This window comes from Mesorhizobium sp. B3-1-9, from assembly GCF_006439595.1.
Taxonomy (GTDB): domain Bacteria; phylum Pseudomonadota; class Alphaproteobacteria; order Rhizobiales; family Rhizobiaceae; genus Mesorhizobium.
Genome location: NZ_VFTJ01000001.1, coordinates 196,674 through 214,105 on the forward strand (window position 1 = coordinate 196,674; position 17,432 = coordinate 214,105).

The 17,432-nt window shown below is 64.6% G+C and carries 15 protein-coding genes; 5 read left to right on the forward strand and 10 right to left on the reverse strand.

Translation table 11 applies throughout. The annotated features are described in order from the left end of the window. Nucleotides 1-44 precede the first annotated feature (44 nt). Entirely contained in the window at nt 45-1,106 is a 1,062-nt protein-coding gene (locus tag FJW07_RS00905) for a betaine/proline/choline family ABC transporter ATP-binding protein (RefSeq protein WP_140782497.1), read from the forward strand. Beyond that, nucleotides 1,103-3,199, forward strand: a complete 2,097-nt coding sequence (locus FJW07_RS00910) for an ABC transporter permease subunit (RefSeq protein ID WP_140853858.1) — start codon at nt 1,103-1,105, stop codon at nt 3,197-3,199. Before FJW07_RS00905 ends, FJW07_RS00910 begins: the two co-directional genes overlap by 4 nt. Here the strand turns inward: FJW07_RS00910 and FJW07_RS00915 are convergent, their stop codons facing one another. The 4 genes from FJW07_RS00915 to FJW07_RS00930 form a co-directional block, all read right to left on the reverse strand. Then, the gene (locus FJW07_RS00915) at nt 3,200-4,483 is read right to left on the reverse strand and encodes an O-antigen ligase (RefSeq protein WP_140853860.1); all 1,284 of its coding nucleotides are present in this window, start codon (nt 4,481-4,483) and stop codon (nt 3,200-3,202) included. A gap of 41 nt (nt 4,484-4,524) precedes the next feature. Next, on the reverse strand, nt 4,525-5,616 hold the full coding sequence (locus FJW07_RS00920) for an acyltransferase (RefSeq protein ID WP_140853861.1): 1,092 nt from the start codon (nt 5,614-5,616) through the stop codon (nt 4,525-4,527). Between the two features lie 120 nt (nt 5,617-5,736). Further along, nucleotides 5,737-6,918, reverse strand: a complete 1,182-nt coding sequence (locus tag FJW07_RS00925; RefSeq protein ID WP_140644846.1) for a polysaccharide biosynthesis/export family protein — start codon at nt 6,916-6,918, stop codon at nt 5,737-5,739. Nucleotides 6,919-7,104: 186 nt separating this feature from the next. Then, entirely contained in the window at nt 7,105-7,782 is a 678-nt protein-coding gene (locus FJW07_RS00930) for a sugar transferase (RefSeq protein ID WP_140650473.1), read from the reverse strand. 607 nt (nt 7,783-8,389) lie between these two features. On the opposite strand from FJW07_RS00930, the gene FJW07_RS00935 reads away from it, so the two are divergent. Continuing rightward, nucleotides 8,390-8,662: an exopolysaccharide production repressor exox gene (locus tag FJW07_RS00935; RefSeq protein ID WP_140650471.1), complete on the forward strand. Its 273-nt coding sequence runs from the start codon at nt 8,390-8,392 to the stop codon at nt 8,660-8,662. Here FJW07_RS00935 and FJW07_RS00940 read toward each other — a convergent pair. From FJW07_RS00940 to FJW07_RS00965, 6 genes are all read right to left on the reverse strand, one after another. Continuing rightward, nucleotides 8,636-10,531 carry an ABC transporter ATP-binding protein gene (locus FJW07_RS00940; RefSeq protein ID WP_140853863.1) on the reverse strand — a complete coding sequence of 632 codons (1,896 nt, stop codon included), beginning with the start codon at nt 10,529-10,531 and terminating at the stop codon, nt 8,636-8,638. The genes FJW07_RS00935 and FJW07_RS00940 overlap by 27 nt on opposite strands. A gap of 8 nt (nt 10,532-10,539) precedes the next feature. Beyond that, nucleotides 10,540-11,406 (reverse strand): serine kinase, encoded by an 867-nt coding sequence (locus tag FJW07_RS00945; RefSeq protein ID WP_246680639.1) that lies wholly within the window; start codon nt 11,404-11,406, stop codon nt 10,540-10,542. 212 nt (nt 11,407-11,618) lie between these two features. Further along, nucleotides 11,619-13,529, reverse strand: a complete 1,911-nt coding sequence (locus FJW07_RS00950) for a lasso peptide isopeptide bond-forming cyclase (protein WP_140853865.1) — start codon at nt 13,527-13,529, stop codon at nt 11,619-11,621. A gap of 3 nt (nt 13,530-13,532) precedes the next feature. Further along, the gene (locus tag FJW07_RS00955) at nt 13,533-13,949 is read right to left on the reverse strand and encodes a lasso peptide biosynthesis B2 protein (RefSeq protein WP_246672384.1); all 417 of its coding nucleotides are present in this window, start codon (nt 13,947-13,949) and stop codon (nt 13,533-13,535) included. Beyond that, the gene (locus FJW07_RS00960; RefSeq protein WP_140644804.1) at nt 13,933-14,232 is read right to left on the reverse strand and encodes a PqqD family protein; all 300 of its coding nucleotides are present in this window, start codon (nt 14,230-14,232) and stop codon (nt 13,933-13,935) included. The genes FJW07_RS00955 and FJW07_RS00960 overlap by 17 nt, the downstream gene beginning before the upstream one ends. Before the next feature lie 157 nt (nt 14,233-14,389). Further along, nucleotides 14,390-14,542, reverse strand: coding sequence for a lasso RiPP family leader peptide-containing protein (locus FJW07_RS00965; RefSeq protein ID WP_127229803.1), 153 nt, complete (start codon nt 14,540-14,542; stop codon nt 14,390-14,392). A 500-nt stretch (nt 14,543-15,042) separates the two neighbouring features. Here FJW07_RS00965 and FJW07_RS00970 point away from each other — a divergent pair, with 500 nt between their 5' ends. Together FJW07_RS00970 and FJW07_RS00975 are read left to right on the forward strand one after the other, a co-directional pair. Beyond that, nucleotides 15,043-16,353, forward strand: a complete 1,311-nt coding sequence (locus FJW07_RS00970) for a nucleotidyltransferase family protein (RefSeq protein ID WP_246680619.1) — start codon at nt 15,043-15,045, stop codon at nt 16,351-16,353. Between the two features lie 4 nt (nt 16,354-16,357). Next, a complete protein-coding gene (locus FJW07_RS00975) occupies nt 16,358-17,398 on the forward strand; it encodes a glycosyltransferase family 2 protein (RefSeq protein ID WP_246680620.1) in 1,041 nt (346 codons plus the stop codon). Nucleotides 17,399-17,432 lie beyond the last annotated feature (34 nt).

Below are 17,432 nucleotides of genomic sequence, written 5' to 3' on the forward strand. Positions count from 1 at the left end.
GCAATGCGCGGAGCCGGGCGGACGATCGGCACGGGTCGATAGGAATGGACACTGCCGCCCGCCCGGTCAAGCTTGCCTGCCGCAACGTCTGGAAGGTCTATGGCCGGCGCCCGGGCTACTATTTCGACTCGCGCGGCTATGTCATCGATCCCGACGCGCTGGCCGAGCGCTTGCGTGCGGAGGCGCATCTGCCGGCCGTGGTCGACGCCAGTTTCGAAGTGGCGACCGGCGAGATATTCGTCATCATGGGCCTGTCCGGCTCCGGCAAGTCGACCCTGGTGCGCTGCCTGTCGCGCCTGGTCGAGCCGAGCGCCGGCGAAATCCTGCTCGACGGCAGGAACCTGCTCGCCGCCAGCGGCAAGGAGCTCATCGAATTGCGCCGCCACGCCATGGGCATGGTGTTCCAGAATTTCGGCCTGCTGCCGCATCTGAGCGTATTGGGCAATGTCGCCTTCCCGCTGAAGATCCAGGGCAAGTCGGCGAAGGAGCGGGAGGCCCGCGCCCGCGAGATGATCGCGCTGGTCGGGCTCGAAGGCCGCGAGGCGTCCCTCCCGCACCAGCTCTCCGGCGGCCAGCAGCAGCGCGTCGGCATCGCCCGCTCGCTCGCGGTGGGCCCGGAGCTCTGGTTCCTCGACGAGCCGTTCTCGGCGCTCGATCCGCTGATCCGCAAGCAGATGCAGGATGAGTTCCTGCGCCTGCAGCGCATGCTGAAGAAGACCATCATCTTCATCACCCACGACATCGCCGAGGCCTTCCGCCTGGCCGACCGGCTGGCGATCATGCGGGCGGGCAAGATCGTGCAGATCGGCCGACCGGCCGACATCGTGCTCAATCCGGCCGACGATTATGTCGCGCAGTTCACCGAGGACATGCCGCTGCTGCGCGTCATCACGGCCGGCGACATTGCCGCGCCGGCCAATGGCGCCGCGCTGCCGGAACGGAGCATCGCCGCCGACACCAGCCTCGAGGCGCTTATTCCGCAGCTCGCCTCCGGCGTGGCGGCCTTCGCGGTGCCCGGCGCCGGCGACGGCCCGCCGGCGGTGCTCAGCGCCGGCGCGGTGCTTGCCGTGCTGGAGCGCGAGCAGGCAAGACGTACGCGCTCATGACGGCCCCGGCCGCGATCGCACCACCCCCGCAAAGGATCGCCATCGCGCCGGCCCTTGTCCCCTGGTGCGGCCTGGCCGTGCTGACGGTGCTTTGCCTGCTGCTGAAAACCGAGCTTCCCTGGCTGGTCAGTTTCCCCAAGGAATGGACGCTGCCGCTAGCCACTTACATCAACGCCGTGACCGACGTTGTCGTCGCCGTCATCCAGCCCGGGTTCCGGACGCTCTCCGCCTTGCTCGATGCGCCGATGCGCGGCGCGCGGTTGGCGCTCGCCTGGTTGCCCTGGCCGGCGGTGATGCTGGCTGTCGCCGCGCTGGCGCTGAAATCGAGCGGCGAGCGGCTGGCGCTCTTCGCGCTCGCCACGCTCGCCTATATCCTGCTTGCCGGCTACTGGCCGCAGAGCATGAACACGCTGGCGCTGGTGCTGCTTGCCGTGCCGATCTCGACCGTGCTCGGCTTCCTGCTTGGCGTTCTCGGCTACGCTCGCCCGCGCTGGCGTCCTGCGCTGCTCGGCGCGCTCGACCTGATGCAGACGGTGCCGGCTTTCGCCTACCTCATCCCGCTGCTGCTTCTGTTCGGCTTCGGCCCGGTGGTGGGCCTGATCGCCTCGGCAATCTACGCGACGCCGCCGATGGTCCGCAACACCATGCTCGGCCTCGACCGCGTGCCGGCGGCAATCAGCGAGGCCGGCCTGATGAGCGGCTGCACGCGCCGCCAGCAATTCTGGCAGGTCGAGGTGCCGACGGCACTGCCGCAGCTTCTCGTCGGCTTCAACCAAACGACGATGGCGGCACTGTCGATGGTCATCGTCGCCGCCATCATCGGCGGCTTCGAGGATATCGGCTGGGAGGTCCTGTCTTCCATGCGCAAGGCCGAGTTCGGCCAGAGCATCCTCTCCGGCCTGGTGATCGCGCTGCTCGCCATCCTCATCGACCGTCTCACCATCGGCTTCGCCAAGGCGCCGGAGACCGGGCCGACGCGGGCCATGCGCTGGATGACGCCGCGCCGGCTGGCTGTGTCGCTGGCGGTCGCGCTGGCTCTGGCCGTGGTCATCCGGCTTGCCGCGCCCGATGCGACGCTCCTGCCGGAAACCGGGCTGCGCATGCAGATGGGCGCCGTCAACCAGTGGCTGCTGGGACTCGTGCGCGACTATGCCTGGTTCTTCAACGGCGTGCGCAATGCCGTGCTCTATTGCCTGCTTTTGCCGATGCGCGTCGGCATTTCGGGCGCGACGACGCCTGCAATATGGGGCTTCGCCCTGCCGCCGTCGGTACTGGCCGTCTATGTGGTTTTGATGGCGGCCTTGGCTGGGTTGGCCCTGCGCCGTTTCGGCTGGCGGGCAGCGTTCGCCGTGGTCGCCGCCGGCCTTGTTCTCTACACCGGCTTTCTCGATCTGCCCTGGCCTGTCTTCATCCTTGCCGTCGCCTTGCTTGCCGGTCAGGTGGCGGGCTATCGCCTCGGTATCTTCGCGCTGGCCGGCTTCGGGCTGATCCTGGTCAACGGCCTGTGGCCGCAACTGGTGCAGTCGCTCTATCTCTGCACGCTGGCAGTCCTTCTTTGCCTTCTGGTCGGTGGCGCCCTCGGCACATGGGCGGCGCAAAGCGACCGCGTCTCGCGCATCCTGAAGCCGATCTGCGACGCGCTGCAGACCATGCCGCAATTCGTCTTCCTCATCCCGGCGCTGATGTTCTTCAAGGTCGGCGAGTTCACGGCGCTGATCGCCATCATGCTCTACGCCATCGTGCCGCCGATCCGCTATGTCGAGCATGGATTGCGGCATGTGCGTGCCGATGTCGTCGAGGCGGTCGAGCAGATGGGCGCGACGCCGATGCAGACGCTGCTGCAGGCCAAGCTGCCGCTGGCGCTTCCCGTCGTCATGCTCGGCCTCAACCAGACGATCATGGCGGCGCTCTCGATGTTGGCCATCGCTGCCCTCGTCGGCACGCGCGATCTTGGCCAGGCGGTCTATGTCGCGCTCGGCAAGGCCGATGCCGGCATGGGCCTCATCGCCGGCCTGTCGATCGCTTTCCTGGCGATCCTGGCCGACCGGCTCATCCAGGCCGCGGTCGCGCGTTCGGCCGTTATTTCCCGCTGATCAGATGGGCGCCGGCATGCGGCCGCTGGCATGCCTCTCGTCCTCGGCGGGAATGGCCACTCTGCGGCGCCGGAAAGCCGGCAACGGGGTCAGGCTGAACAGGCCATAATAGACGATGAAGGATGCCATGAAGTAGGGGCCGAGCATCTCAACCTCGAAGAAGGAGCGGATCAGCATCAGGCCGATCGCGCCGGCAAGCACCACTGAATCGGCGCTCCAGTCGCCGAACACCACTTTCGACACGTGGCCGTAGAAAGAACGCAGGATGACCAGCGCCAGCAAGGTGACGCCGATAAAGCCGATTTCGACCAGTGTCTCGACATAGGTGTTGTGGAAGTGGAAGCCGGAGCGGGTCGAGATGTAGAATTCCGCCCACAGCCGCTCCGGATCGGCAAATCCCTGCACCCAATAGGCGGCATAGCCATAGCCGAGCAGCGGATGCTGCTGCGCCGCCTCCCAGCCCTGCTCCCAGAGATAGGTGCGGCCGGTGAGCGTCGAATCCTTGCCGAAGATGCCGAGCACGACATCCAGCAGGCCGAGGTTGAGCGCCGCGACCACCCCTGTCACCAGCGCGCCGGCGCCGACGATAAACAGCACGCGGCGATAGCGCAGCGACAGCACCTTGGTCATGCTGAGCAGCGCCACGATGCCGATCACCGCCGGCAGCGAGGCCACCGACGTTGCCGAATGGGCGATGGCCAGCATGTAGACCGATAACAGCATGATCGGCGCGGTCCAGACGAAGCCCACCCAGTTGCGCCGGTAGAAGGCCAGGAACGCAAGGCAGAAGAAGATGCCGAGCGATGAGAAGAAGCCGATCTGGTTCTTGGAGCCGAAGGCGCCGACGAAATTGACCGTGCCGTCGATCGTGTCGAGCGCGTAAGCGCCGACTTTCAGGGAATAGAGCAGAACGAAGAAGATGCCGATCAGCGAGCCTACCACCAGCGTGCGCACGTTGATGGTGCGCGCCGCGACATAGGCGCAGACGATGTGCGAGGAATATTGCACCGCCGCGCGCGCGCTGATGCCCGCTGCCTGGGACCAGAACACCGAGAAGCAGACATAGGCCGCAAGCAGAATGGGCAGCCAGGCGCTGGAGAGCTTCCAGGTGAAGCGCCGGTAATCGACGAACAGCAGCGGCAGCCAGACGGCGTAGTAGGCGAGGATCAGGATCTGGCCGAAATTGGGCGAGTAGGCGAAGGCGAGCATGGAAACCGCGACGGCGAAAGTGCCGTAGGTCTCGTTGCGATAGGGATCGATCAGAATGGATTTCGGAATCTTCATACCGGATTTTGTCCGTTGAGCCCTTCTTGTGCGACGAACCGCTACGCCACGGCCCGCGCGCGCTGCATCTGCCGCTGCAGGAAGCGCCGCACCGGCTCGTCATAGATGCGCGTGGCGATGTCGGCGATGACGACGACCGAGGCCGCCATCACGATGCCGAACCAGGGATGATGCGCGAACGGATCGATCGAGAAGGCCTTGCCGGCCCCGGCGATGATCATCAGCATCGGCGTGTGGATGATGTAGATCGGGTAGGAAATCCGCCCGAGCCAGCCATAGAAGCCTGATAGAAGCGGCGCGGTCGGCGCCACCGCGCCGGTCATCACCATGAGCGGGAAGACGATGACGATGGCGGCGAGGTCGTAGACGACGCGCGCGCCGCCGGCCGGAGCGATGGCGAAGACGGCAAGCGTGAGCAGGATCACGCCTTCGACCCAGAAGCCGCGCCGCAGGAAGCCGAGGCTGCCCTGCCAGCGCGCCATCGATCGGCAGAGCAGCACGCCCAGGAAGAACGAGAAAGTTACGCGCGGCAGGCCGCTGAGGATGGTCTTGCCAGTCATGCCGAAATCGAGCGTGCCGGCGAAGATCGAGGCGACGACGAGCAGCACGAGGCTGGCGCCGACGATCCCCGTCAGCACCCGCCGCGAGAGGAGCGCGAAGACCGCGACATAGGCGATGTTGACGATGAGTTCGAAGAACAGCGACCACGAAGCGGGATTGAGCGGAAAGATCGTGTGATAGGCGTCGCTGACCAGCGGGATGAAGAGCATGCCGGTCGTCAGCTGCATGCCGATCTCGGACAGCGGCATGTATTCGGCCGGCATGAGCCTGTTCTTGACCAGCAGGTAGAAGAAGCCGAGCAGCGTGCCGGCGAGATAGAGCGGATAGAGCCGGATCAGGCGGATGGCCACGAAGGAGCCGAAGCCCATGCCGTTCTCGATCTTGCGGTCATAGGCATGCGCGATGACGAATCCGCTGAGCAGGAAGAACAGATCGACCGCGAGATAGCTCGACGGCAGCACCTTGCCGTCGGCCAGGAACGGCGAGAAATGGTAGAGCATGACGCTGATCGCCGCCACGCCGCGGATGGCGTCGAGATTCAGATAGACGTGACGCTGGGCTGCGGGCTGCATGTTATGCCTTCAAGCGGTCCAAAACAGATCGCCCGCCCGCGCCGCAACGCGAACGAGCCTGGCTTGTCCCTCCCGCCTCCGGTTCCCGGCTCGCTTCGGGCAAGCTTCGGTCCGGCGGCGCTACTGGCTGGCCGTCGGCGCCAGCTTCACCTTGATCACGTCGCCCGGCAGGACAGGCGTGTCTTCCTTGGCTTCGATCTCGCTCGTCTTGCCGTCGGCAACCCGCACCAGCGAATAGAGCAGGGCCGGCTCCTCATCTCCGGTGATGCTGGCCGCCGTCGCGGGGTCCGACGCCTGCGCGATCAGGCCCTTCTGCATGCCGGCCTTCAACGTCGCCTCGTTCAGGTCGGCCTCGGCCTGCTGCCGGTTGGCGGTAAGGGTGGAATTCAGCGAGTTCCTGGCATCGATGGCGTCCTGCTCGGCCTTGCTGATCGACTGCTTGGCGGTGAGGATGGCCGTCTCGTAATCCAGGATCTTGCCCTGCAGGTCGGTGACCGACTGCTGCGAGGAAAGCAGGCGCGCATTGGCAACCAGGCCCTTCTGCGCCAGTGGACCGATGCTTTCGGCCTGCTTCTCGGCCAGATCGACCTGCTTCTGCTGGTTGGCGATCTTCTTTTGCAGCGATTCGATTTCCGACTGCAGAACGCCCTTCAAATCGTCGAGCGCATCGAGCTTCAGCTTCAGCGATTTCTGGTCGGAGACCAGGATCGCCGTTTCGTCGGCGACGATGGTCGCCAGTTTCGGATCGCCCCCCTCGATTTCCTTGGGCACCTCGAAAGTCGTCTTGCCTGCGAGGTCGGCATCGATCCTGGCTCGTTTGACGAGCAGGCGGATGCGCTGATCGTCATAGATATCGAAGCTGCCCTTGGCGGTAACCAGATCCTTCCCGAGCTGCGGGCCGTAATCGGCGTTGCGCCTTATGCCGCCGGCGATGCTGACTGCCTTGAGCACCGTCAGATCGGGCACGAAGGGAAACTGGCCGGGGTTCTGGACTTCGCCGGAAATGTAGAACGGCCGGAACTGCGCCATCTCGACCGAGGCTTCCGGCTTGTCGGGCAGCGCCAGCTTGCGCTGCAACGCCAGCCCGATCGCCGAAGCGACTTCCGCCGTCGTCTTGCCGGCGGCCTGCATGTCGCCGACGAACGGCACCGAGAGCGTCCCGCTCGGGCCGACCGAATATTCGCCATTGAGGGCTGACCAGTCGCGGAACGTGCCGTCGACCGTCTGCCATTCGGCGACGCGGATGTTGAGCTTGTCCTGTGGGCCAAGCTGATAATCGCCGGCGGCGGCCAGCTGCGGCATGGCGAGCGACGCCGCAACAAACAACGCGCCCGCGAAGCGGGCCGTCGTCTTGGACAGGAGACTGCAGGCGTAAGACAGTCCGAAGGGGTTTTTTGTCAAATACGTTTCCGATTCGCTTTGGCCCCATCCGCCCGATGAGATCACTGCCGGATGCCTGCCCCGAATCTGGCGGAGCAGGCCCGTCGGTCAATAGCTGCCGCGTGACATCCACACGGCAGGAACGGTCTTGAAGATGATGCGAATATCCTCGGACAAAGACCAGTTCTCGACATAGTGGCGATCGAAGGCGACGCGCGTGTCGTAGGATACGTCGTTGCGGCCGCTCACCTGCCACAGCCCGGTCAGCCCCGGACGCGACTTCAGGTAATAGACCGCGGCGCTGCCATAGATCTCCAATTCGTCGCGCACGACCGGGCGCGGGCCGACAAGGCTCATGTCGCCCTGCAGGATGTTGAGGATCTGCGGCAGTTCATCGAGGCTGAGCTTGCGAAGCACCTGCCCGACGCGCGTGACGCGTGGATCGTTCTTCAGCTTGCGTGTCGCGATCCATTCGGCGTTGGCATCGGCATTGGCCGCCAGATACGCAGCGAGCACGCGCTCGCCATCCGGCACCATGGTGCGGAATTTGAGGCAGGAGAAAATCCTGCCGCCGCGGCCGATGCGCTTGTGGCCATAGAAGATCGGACCGTTGTCCGAAAGCTTGACCAGCAGCGCGACCATTAGGAAAAGCGGGCTGAGCAGGATCAGCCCGGCCAGGGAACCGACGATATCGAAACTGCGTTTGAGCAGACCGCCGATGGGGGGTGGAAAATCAACGCCGACCTGCGCAAAACCCGCATTAGCCGACTTGGCGACGTCCCTCATGCAGAAGCTCCATACGTTGAACGGATGGTTTACGACAAGATATCAAAAAAATGCTGCAGCGCAACACACAATTTCCCATCGGACTGAAATGCTCACGTCATGAATTGACTAAATAATAAACCTGCCCTGCCCAAATTTTCACCTTTGTGGCACGTTTATGACAAGGTGAGAGCGAACCAGGAAAATGTAGTCCGCCTTTTAGGCCATTTTTGGACAGTGCATTCTTTGCTGCAGAAGAAACGCGGTTGCGCGCCGTCGGAAGCACTCGCTATGGTAAGTTATTCAGATAAAATACTAATCAAAGTGGTGAGTTTTACTGAAGCGGCAGGCGGCTAATTGAATAGCTGCCGGAGCCAGAGTGTGCGACGCAGCATGGCAGAGTCGATCTCGTAAAATCGTTGGAAACCATACCTGCACGGCCTTGCTCCGGCCGACCCGCCTTAATAGAGTCGCAAATTGTTCCTGTCATAGTCTGCATGGGTAAGGAAGGTCGGAAGCAACCGGCCGGATAGGGCAGCCAGAAAAAGCTCTTTGGCGCAACGGGGAGTTACGCGGGTGGGTAAGTCGCAGCTTCTGCATGCTCGTCTCGGTTGAGAGGCCGGCGAACATGTCTCTGCCAAAATTCATAGTCGGGATGATCTTCGCGCTCGCGATCGTCATCGGCTGGTCTTATTTCGATGGCGCGTCGGCGGGCACCATCCTCCTTCGCGCCGTCGTCTGTGCCGTCATCATCCAGGCCGGCTATTTCCTCCTCGTCTTTGCCATGATTGGCGGAACCACGCCGACATCGGCCGACAAGGCCCGCGAGGCCGACCGCGGCACGATCCTGAACAAGGTCGCCGACGGTGAAAAGCTAAGCGCCAGACGCAGCCTCCACTGAACGTTCGACCGGCGCCGGGACCAGTCCCGTCTCGACCGATGACGCGCCTTCGCGCTCGGCCTGCTCGCCGGACAGCATCCTGGCAAGGCGGCTGCCGGCCTTTGCCTTCAGCCGCCGATATTGTCCGACCTCGACGATGCGTCCGTTCTCGATGGCCACCACCCAGTCGGCGAAGGCAATCATCGACGGCCGGTGCGCGATGGTCAAAATCGTCATTTGGCCGCGCAGCGCCTCGATCGATTGGGCGATCAGCGACTGATTCTGCCAGTCGAGCGCGCTCGTCGCCTCGTCGAGGATGAGCAGCGAAGGCTTGCGCAGCAGCGCCCGCGCCAGGGCGATGCGCTGCCGCTCCCCGCCGGAAAGCCGCACACCGCGGTCGCCCACCACCGTCTCCAGCCGCAATGCCAGGCGCTCCACGAAATCGGCCGCATGGGCGTTGCGCAAGGCCGCCCATAGTTCCTCGTCGCTGGCCGCGGGCGCGGCAAGGCGCAGATTGGCGGCGATCGTGTCATGCAGCAGGAACACGTCCTGCGGCACATAGGCGACCCGATCGCGCCAGGCCCTGCGATTTTGCGCCGTGATCTCCACGCCGTCGGCCAGGATGCGTCCCGCGGTCGGTTCGAGCAGGCCGAGCAGCATGTCGGCGATCGTGCTCTTGCCGGAACCGGAAGGGCCGATCAGCGCCGTCACCTTGCCGGCCGGCAGGCCGAAGGTGATATCGCTGACCACCGGCTTGCCGTCGCCCTCGCCATAGGCGAACGCCACATCGCGGATGTTGAGGCCGGTCTCGAGCGACAGTCTTGCCCCTTGTTCGGCCATGCTTTCTTCCGGCTCGCGCTCGGCATCGAAGCGGGCCTGGAGGCTTTTCATCGAAGCATAGGCCGGCAGGTTGATCAGCACCTGCTGGGTCTGGAGCTGCATATCCATGAAGCGCGGCGCGACCCGCATGAAGACCAGGAGCAGCACGACGATCTCGGCCAGCGACAGGTGGAAACGGACCAGCGCGACATAGATGAAGAGGCTGAGCCCAATCACGCTCGTAACCTGGAACAGGGCGGTGCCGAGCGAACTGTTGCGGACGAAGGCGATGTTGTCGGTCTTCATCTTGTCCAGCGTCGCGCCCAGCTCGGCAAAGTAGCTTGCCTCGACATTCAGGCTCTTGGCGACCTTGATGCCGCCGAGGAACTCGGAGACCGTGCGGTACTGATCCTGGCGATTGCCGGTCAGCGTGCGGCCATAGGCGCTGGCGCGCGCCCTGAACGGCTGCAGCGCAACCAGCAGCACCAGGCCGATGAAAATGGCGAAGGACGTCATCACCGGCGAGATGAACAGCGAGACCACGAGATAGCCGGTGAGAAGCAGCGTCGCCTGGGTCAGCATCAGCAGCGAGAAGGCGGCCACCTGCACCCGGTCGACATCGCCGTTCAGCGCATGGTCGAGATCGGAGCCGCGGATGCGGGTGAAAACGCCCCAGCGCGCCTTGCCGACGCTCTCGAACAGGTTCATGCGCACGCGGTTGACGAAGTCGTAGAGCAGCCGCGCCATGTAGACCGACTTGAAACGGTTGAACGTCGCTTGCAGCGCCACCAGCGCGACGAGCAGGCAGAGCACGGTCGCGAGCGACAGCGTTCCGCCAGGCACCAGCCAATGCAAGGCCTCCGGCACCCGCACCGCATAGTCCTGGTCGGGCTTGCCGATCAGGCGCAGCAGCGGAACGAGCAGCAGGATCGAGATGCCTTCGGTGAGACTGCCCAGGATCAGGAAGGCAAGCGCCGTCGTCGTGCGCCGTCCGCCGACATGCGCCATCATGGCGCCGAAACCGGCGATGTCCCGGAAAAGCGACAGGCGAAACTTCGAGGACCAGCCCATGCCCTGGCTCACCTTGTTCCGGACGCCAGGTCGGTTTCGATCGCGGCGACCGCTTCATCGATCCTGGCGAGTCCGGCCGGCACTTCGAGGCGGCTGACGCCGACCCGTCCGGCGACCTGCGCGCATTGGTTAAGATGCGCGGCGGCAAGATCGCCGGGCAGCGCCTGCCGGCCGAACCGCGTGACATAGGAGAATTTGATGATCGCCGGCAACGCGGCGGCGCCGATCAATGGCGAGATCGCCGCCCGCCCGCCGCGCTCGAGCACATAGATGCGCGATACCGGCACCGCCTCGGCGGCAAATCCGTCATGCAGCCGATGCTGCGCCTTGTCGATCTGCGGATGCACCTGCGGACGCACCTCCGCCTGCTCGAGGCGAATGGCGCCGGCCGCGTCCGCCGAGAGCTTGAGCTGCGGAAATCCGGGCAGGATCATCGGCCGGTCAGGATCGGACAAATCCAGCGCCACGACGTCGTCGGTGAGCAGGCGGTGACCGGCGCGGATCATCGCGCCCGCCGTCGTCGACTTGCCGGCGCCCTTGTCGCCCATGAAGATCACGCTCCTGCCGCCGACGGCAATGGCGCTGGCATGCAGGATGAGCAGCCCGCGCCGATGCAGGGCAAGCGCCATCACCGGCCCGAGCAGCGGAAAGGCGAGCAGCGGGTCGTCGATCCCCGGCGCCGGATCGACATCGATCCGGCTGGCGTCGCTGATCATGAAGGTGCCGACCGCCTGCCAGGAAAGATATTGGCGCGTCGCCTCGAACCGGAACGCCGTGGCGCCCAGCGATGCGCTGTCGGGAAAGTCGACCGGCCTGATAGCGATATCGAGGTCGGGTGTCGCCGGCGTCGTCGGTTCCAGTTCCGGCAAGGCCACTTCCGAGCTGACGATCAGCCCGTAGGCCTTGTAGAAATGGCGGACGCGTCCGCTCGGCGCCGTCGTCTCGGTGGCTGGCTCGGGCCGCGCAAGACCGTGATGGCGTTTCGTTGAATCGCCATCACGGTCTAACTCTTTGTTAGGGCATGATCTTTCTCCGAAAACCGGTTCCCACTTTTCGGGATCACGCTCTAGGGAAGCGATCGGAAGGTTCATGCGGGGCCTCCTTGGACTTGCCGCAGCCACAGCGACAGCGAAACCGAGCGCCAGACATGCTGGACGTCGGGCAGCGTCGCCTGCTCGGGCTGGCGCAGCATGCGCTCATAAACCGCGTTCACTTCAGGCAGGTTGACATAGGGCGCGATCCGCTCGCTGTCCGATATCAAAAGCTTGTCCAGAAGCTCGCGGTGGTTGCCGAGCATGCCCTTGACCAGGTTGGCGGTAAAATCGATCTTGTCGCGCCGCCATTGCACCGCCGGCGGCAGAACGCCTTGCATCGCTCGGCGCAGCACATGGCGGCCAAAACCGTCCTTGAGCTTTTCCTCGCCGGGCAGCGCCAGGCAGAATTCGACGAGCGGCTTGTCCCAGAACGGATAGCGCGGCTCGACGCCGAAATTGGCGGCGGCCTTGTCGAGCACTTCGAAGGCGTGCGGCACCAGCCCGGTGGACAGAAGCCAGCGATGCGTCAGCGCTTCGCTGGCGCTCACGGCGGCGGGCATGTAGCTGCTGCGATGAAAGCGCTCGGCAAGGTCGGTGCGCCTGGCAAGGTCCGGATTGACCAGGCCCGCCCAGGCGCGCGGTGCCGATGCCGGCCTCTGCCGCACCTTGCCGACAAGGCGTCGGGCCATCGATCGCATCCGGGCGATCCGCCAGGCCGGTCCGTAGATGGTCAGGAACTTGAAATAGAGGGAGAGCATGCCCTCGCCATAGGTGTTTGCCGCGCTGTGCAATTCGCGCCACAACTCGAGCCACCGGCCGGCATTGGCGAGTTCGTGAAGGTGTCCATGGCCCTGCGAGACGACCTCGTCGCCGCCATGTCCATCGAGAAGCACTTTGACGCCTTTTGCGCCCGCCGTCCGGTAAAGGTCGCGCGTCAACGACAGGCCGGGCGCCAGGAACATGCCCTCCTGCTCCTCCAGGATGCGCTCGAACTCGGCGAAGGGCGCGTAATTGCTCACCGCAATCAACGTGGCGTCGAGCGGATTGCCGTCGAGCACCGCATCGATGAACGGCTTCTCGTCCATCGACGAGCCCTTGTCGAAAACCAGCGAGAAGGTCTTGAGCCTCGGGTTGCGCTGCGCGGCCGCCCTGAGGCCCGCGAGACAGGCGATCGAGGAGGAATCGAGCCCGCCGCTCAGCATGGCGCCGACGGCCGGCGTGCCGCGCATCCGGTTCTCCACCGATTGCGCGAAGAGATGCCTGAATTCCTCGGCCGCGTCCGAGCGCGGCGGCCGTTGCGATGGCTCGATCTGCCAGTAGCGCCGCAGCACCACCTGGCGGCCTGCGACCGTGATGCCGTGCCGTGCCGGCAGGCGGAAGATCTCGGCGTAGGGCGTGGCCTGCGGATCGTCCGGCAGGCCGGCGAGGAAGCCGGAAATCTGGTGCTCGCTTAGGCGCCTGCCGATGCCGTCCAGCGCAAGGATCGGCCCGATCTCCGAGGCGAACGCGAAGCGCCTGCCGGTCGAATGATAGTAGAAAGGTTTGACGCCGAAATGGTCGCGCGCGCAAAACAGCGCCTGGCGCTCGCCGTCCCATATGGCGAAGGCGAAATCGCCCTGCAGATAGGTCGGGCAGGCCTCGCCCCATTTGAGGTAGGCGCGCATGATCAGCACCGCGTCGGCGATCGACCGGTCGCGCATGCCGAGCCGCGCCAGAAGCTCGTCGCGATTGTCCAGCCGGCAGTCTGCGGTGATGGCGAGCTTGCCGCCGGCCATCGTCAGTGGGCCGGGACCATCCTCGCCGGTCGTGTCGAGCCAGGCGTGGCCGAGCGCCACGCTGCCCTCCGTCCACCACGAGTTGCCGTCGCGGGCACGGTGGCGCATGCGCGAAAGCATCTGCTGGATATCGCCGGCCCCGGCGGGCTGGCCATTGTCGCTGAGCACGATTCCGGCGACGCCACTCATCGCTCACGACCCATGGTCGACCAGATGGGCAAATCCTTTGATCGAGCCGCCAAGCACGATGTGGTTGCCGCTCATCAGCCAAGCATGCGCCTTGAGCTCGCTGCCCGTTCCTTTCTCGATGCCGATGCTGATCTTTGAGGCGCTGCCCTGGCGGGCGAGCAGATACTGTCCAGCCAGCGCCTGGGTAAGGCAGCTGGCGCCTGGCACGAGCCGCGCCGCGGCGGCGACGCCCCATGCGACACGCCGCAGGTCGGCGATGCTGGCATCGCGTCCGGCGTCCAGCCGCGTCACCAGGCTGCGGACACGGTTGTAGGAAGACAGCGTCAGCGCAAGCCGTACTGCGCTCACCACCGTCAGGCAGCGCGCCAGAAACAGCATTTCCTGGCCGCTCAGCGAGCGGAGCCTAGACCAGTTCCTCACTGTGGAGCCTCGCAAGCCCTGCTTCGCTCAGCCCCTTGAGCAAGCCCTCGACATCGGCCTTGCAGCGTTCGGCGTCGACATTGTAGCGCGCAAGCACGGCGCTGCGGATATCGAGGACCGTTCGCGGCTCCTGGATCTGCTCCCAGATGAAGGCGCCGACGCCGTTCAGGCTGTAATAGACATTGGATTTCAGGTGGAGCAGCGCCAGTCCGGCGCCGAATTCACAAGCCACCGCCTCGTTGGTAGCGACGACGCGGTCATCGTCCGAAGGGTTCCAGTGCATCCTAAAACCTCGTTGCTGGCCCGCCACGCCGTCAGACGTTTGCCCTGGATCGGTTGCCGACGATCCCCGGCAGGAAGCCGGGGGACAAAAGCCCCCCGGGCTCACCTGTTGGAGAACACCCGGAGCCCCAACTTAGACTCCCGGATGCCTGTAAGCTTTAAGAGAAAGTCAGCTCGCCGATCGGCGTGTGCGCGGGAAAGCTCGCGTCGAGCGCCGTCGTGCCAGCACCGCCCTGCGTGATCGTTTCAATCGAACCATGAACCGTCAGGCTGGGGGTTTCGTACTCATGCTTTTCAACATTCTGTTCCATTTTACTCTCCAATTAAGGACTGGAAGCGGCTGCAGGCTGCCGCCAGCATATCGCTATGCTGCAATGCGATTGCTGCACGGCACCATCCATGAGTCAAGCCTGATTTACCAAGCATTAATCAATTCTTGGTTGCGCTCGCCTTCGTTGGTAATCAAGGTGTAGGCGCCGTCATCCTAAACCTCAGCCGTCCACGAATTCAATCGTAGGTCTTTGCCATTTAAATAAGCATCTGATTTAGTTATGATAATTTGCTAGGCGAGAAATTCATTTCGCAAATGCGAAGAATTTTCTGCAAGAACTCGCCACGTTCCGGCTCGCGTCGGCATGTCCGGTTTTGTCTTCAAAAGTGATTGAGCGTGCAGCGGTTTTAAACGCTGTGGTTGCAGTCACAAGCCGGCCTCTGCCCGGTTTTGGGCGAGCTCGTCAATTTTCCCGATGCTTTTCTTCGCAGGTGCGGTATAAACCGCACGGGCGGCATCTTGCGGAGAACGACATCGGGCATGGCGATGCAGGATGGCTCCTATGAAAGGCTGCGCGCCGCCGGCTGCGCTGACGAAGTCGCCTATGTGCAGGCCTGCCTGAGGCTGTTTTTCGCGCCAGGCGTCGACATCACGGGCGGCCGGGTCGACATGCCCGCGCCGACAATCTCGTCGGCCCCGGCAATCTCAGCGACCCCAACAATCTTGGCAGCCCCAACAATCTTGGCAGCCCCAACAATCTTGGCAGCCCCAACAATCTCGGCAGCCCCAACAATCTCGGCGGCCAATGTCGCCGACATCGCCAGGCTGAACAAGGTCGCCGTCTTCCTGCTCAAGGCGCTCGCGCATACGCCCGGGAATGCCGCGCCACCGGAGTTGCCTGCCTGGCTCGACGGCTACCGCCGGCGCACCATGTCGATGAATGCCGCCTGCATCGGCGATTCTATGGCCATCGATCGCGTACTGCGCGAGAGCCGGGTCGATTTCGTCTTCCTCAAGGGGCCGCTGCAGCAGCATCTGCTCTATGGCGACCACTTCATGAAGCCATCGGGCGACGTCGACATACTGGTTTCGCCGACCGGTTTCGCCAAGGCCCGCGATGCGTTGCGCACGATCGGCTATGAGGTTGCCGGCAAGTCGCGCTCGGTCTGGTGGGTGCGCTTCCTCGGCGAGCAGCATATGGTTCGCGAAGACGGCACGAGGGCCTCGACCGTCGACCTCCACCACCGGCTCCAGCAGCCGGGGTCGCCCAGCCCCCGCGACATCGACGGCTTCCTGCGCCGCAAGCGCGAAGTCGCGGTGGCCGGCGCCGCCATGCCGATCATCTCGGCGGCCGACACCTTGCTTTTGTCCGCGATCAGCGTCGCCAAGGCCTTTTTCAACCGCGAGCCCTGCGCCGGCTATGTCTGCGACGTCAGGGCCAGCGCCAGCCGCCTGAGCGAAGCCGAGCAGCGGATGGTTCTCGACCACGCCGCCGAGCAGGGCCTGGCGGACACGCTGCTCTTGGGGTTGCGTGCCGCCGACGTGCTGCTCGGCGCCGTCGGTACGCTGCTTTCGGATCGCGCCGCCCGCATTCTGGCGCGCATCGACAACGCCGATCTCTTCCACATGGTGGTCGCGCCCTGGCTCGCGTCGCTGCGCTGGCCGCAGCGCCGCCATGTGCTGTGGGAGCTCTGCGGCCGCGAGCCGGTCCGTTACCTGGCTGAAGCCGGCTGGGCTGCCTCCGCCGACCTCAGCCGGCGCATCTTCGAGCGCCCGGCCATGATTGAGCCGGCGCGGAGCGAAATGATCAAAATCGTGGGCGGGGCGGCCACTCATGCAAGCGAAAGGTGAGCCCATGCCCGTGACGACGCCTGTGACGAGCCCGATGGCGACCTTGGGGGTCTGCGTCATCATCGCCGCCCGCAATGCGGCGCGCACGATCCCCGCCGCCATCGCTTCGGCGCTGCGCGAGAGGGAAGTCGCCGAAGTCGTCGTGGTCGACGACGCTTCCACCGACGACACCCGCGACGTGGCGTTGGCCGCCGACGACGGCAGCGGCCGGCTTGCCGTCATCCGCCTCGACGTCAATCGCGGTCCTTCCGCCGCGCGCAACGCCGCTATCCGGGCTTCAAGATCGCCTTTCATCAGTATTCTCGACGCCGACGATTTCTTCCTCGAAGGCCGCTTCCGCCGGCTTTTCGCCAGCACCGACTGGGATTTCGCGGCCGACAACATCATGCTGATCCGCGACGATGCCGCGACAGACTTTGCCAAGGTCGCCGCGCCGCCTTTCGCGGCCGATCCGGAATTTCTCGATTTCGAGCGCTTCATCGACGGCAACATCTCGCGCCGCCGCGTCCTGCGCGGCGAACTCGGTTTCCTGAAGCCGGTAATCAGCAGGGCTTTTCTCGAACGGCATGGGCTGGCTTACGATGAAAGCTTGCGTCTTGGTGAAGACTACGAGCTCTATGCGCGCGCTGTCGCCCGCGGGGCGCGCTTCAAGGTCATCAAGTCCTGCGGCTATGGCGCGATCGTCCGCGCCGATTCGCTGAGCGGTCGCCATCGAACGCAGGATCTGAAGCGTCTTGCCGATGCCGACCTGGCGCTGCTGGCGCTCGACAACCTTCCGGAGCGCTCGAAGGCCGCGTTGCGGCGCCACGAGCGCCATGTCCGCGACAAATACCGGTTGCGCAATTTCCTCGACGTCAAAGCCGAGCGTGGGCTGGCGTCGGCCGCGGCTTATGCCTTCGCCAGCCAGTCGAATCTGATCCCGATCGTGCGCGGCGTCGCCACCGACAAACTCGACGCGCTGTTCCGCCGCGCCGGGATTGCTGCAAAGCAACAAATACCGCCGACGCGCTTCCTGATGGCGGCGACGAGCGCCGCAAACGAATGATCCCGCATCACGCCGCAAGCCGTCATCCCTCAAA

Excerpts from the sequence above, each read along its gene's own strand:
- FJW07_RS00905 (WP_140782497.1), top strand. The coding sequence starts at position 45 with ATGGACACTGCCGCCCGCCCGGTCAAGCTTGCCTGCCGCAACGTCTGG.
- FJW07_RS00910 (WP_140853858.1), top strand. The coding sequence starts at position 1,103 with ATGACGGCCCCGGCCGCGATCGCACCACCCCCGCAAAGGATCGCCATC.
- FJW07_RS00915 (WP_140853860.1), bottom strand. The coding sequence starts at position 4,483 with ATGAAGATTCCGAAATCCATTCTGATCGATCCCTATCGCAACGAGACC.
- FJW07_RS00920 (WP_140853861.1), bottom strand. The coding sequence starts at position 5,616 with ATGCAGCCCGCAGCCCAGCGTCACGTCTATCTGAATCTCGACGCCATC.
- FJW07_RS00925 (WP_140644846.1), bottom strand. The coding sequence starts at position 6,918 with ATGCCGCAGCTGGCCGCCGCCGGCGATTATCAGCTTGGCCCACAGGAC.
- FJW07_RS00930 (WP_140650473.1), bottom strand. The coding sequence starts at position 7,782 with ATGAGGGACGTCGCCAAGTCGGCTAATGCGGGTTTTGCGCAGGTCGGC.
- FJW07_RS00935 (WP_140650471.1), top strand. The coding sequence starts at position 8,390 with ATGTCTCTGCCAAAATTCATAGTCGGGATGATCTTCGCGCTCGCGATC.
- FJW07_RS00940 (WP_140853863.1), bottom strand. The coding sequence starts at position 10,531 with ATGGGCTGGTCCTCGAAGTTTCGCCTGTCGCTTTTCCGGGACATCGCC.
- FJW07_RS00950 (WP_140853865.1), bottom strand. The coding sequence starts at position 13,529 with ATGAGTGGCGTCGCCGGAATCGTGCTCAGCGACAATGGCCAGCCCGCC.
- FJW07_RS00960 (WP_140644804.1), bottom strand. The coding sequence starts at position 14,232 with ATGCACTGGAACCCTTCGGACGATGACCGCGTCGTCGCTACCAACGAG.
- FJW07_RS00965 (WP_127229803.1), bottom strand. The coding sequence starts at position 14,542 with ATGGAACAGAATGTTGAAAAGCATGAGTACGAAACCCCCAGCCTGACG.
- FJW07_RS00970 (WP_246680619.1), top strand. The coding sequence starts at position 15,043 with ATGGCGATGCAGGATGGCTCCTATGAAAGGCTGCGCGCCGCCGGCTGC.
- FJW07_RS00975 (WP_246680620.1), top strand. The coding sequence starts at position 16,358 with ATGCCCGTGACGACGCCTGTGACGAGCCCGATGGCGACCTTGGGGGTC.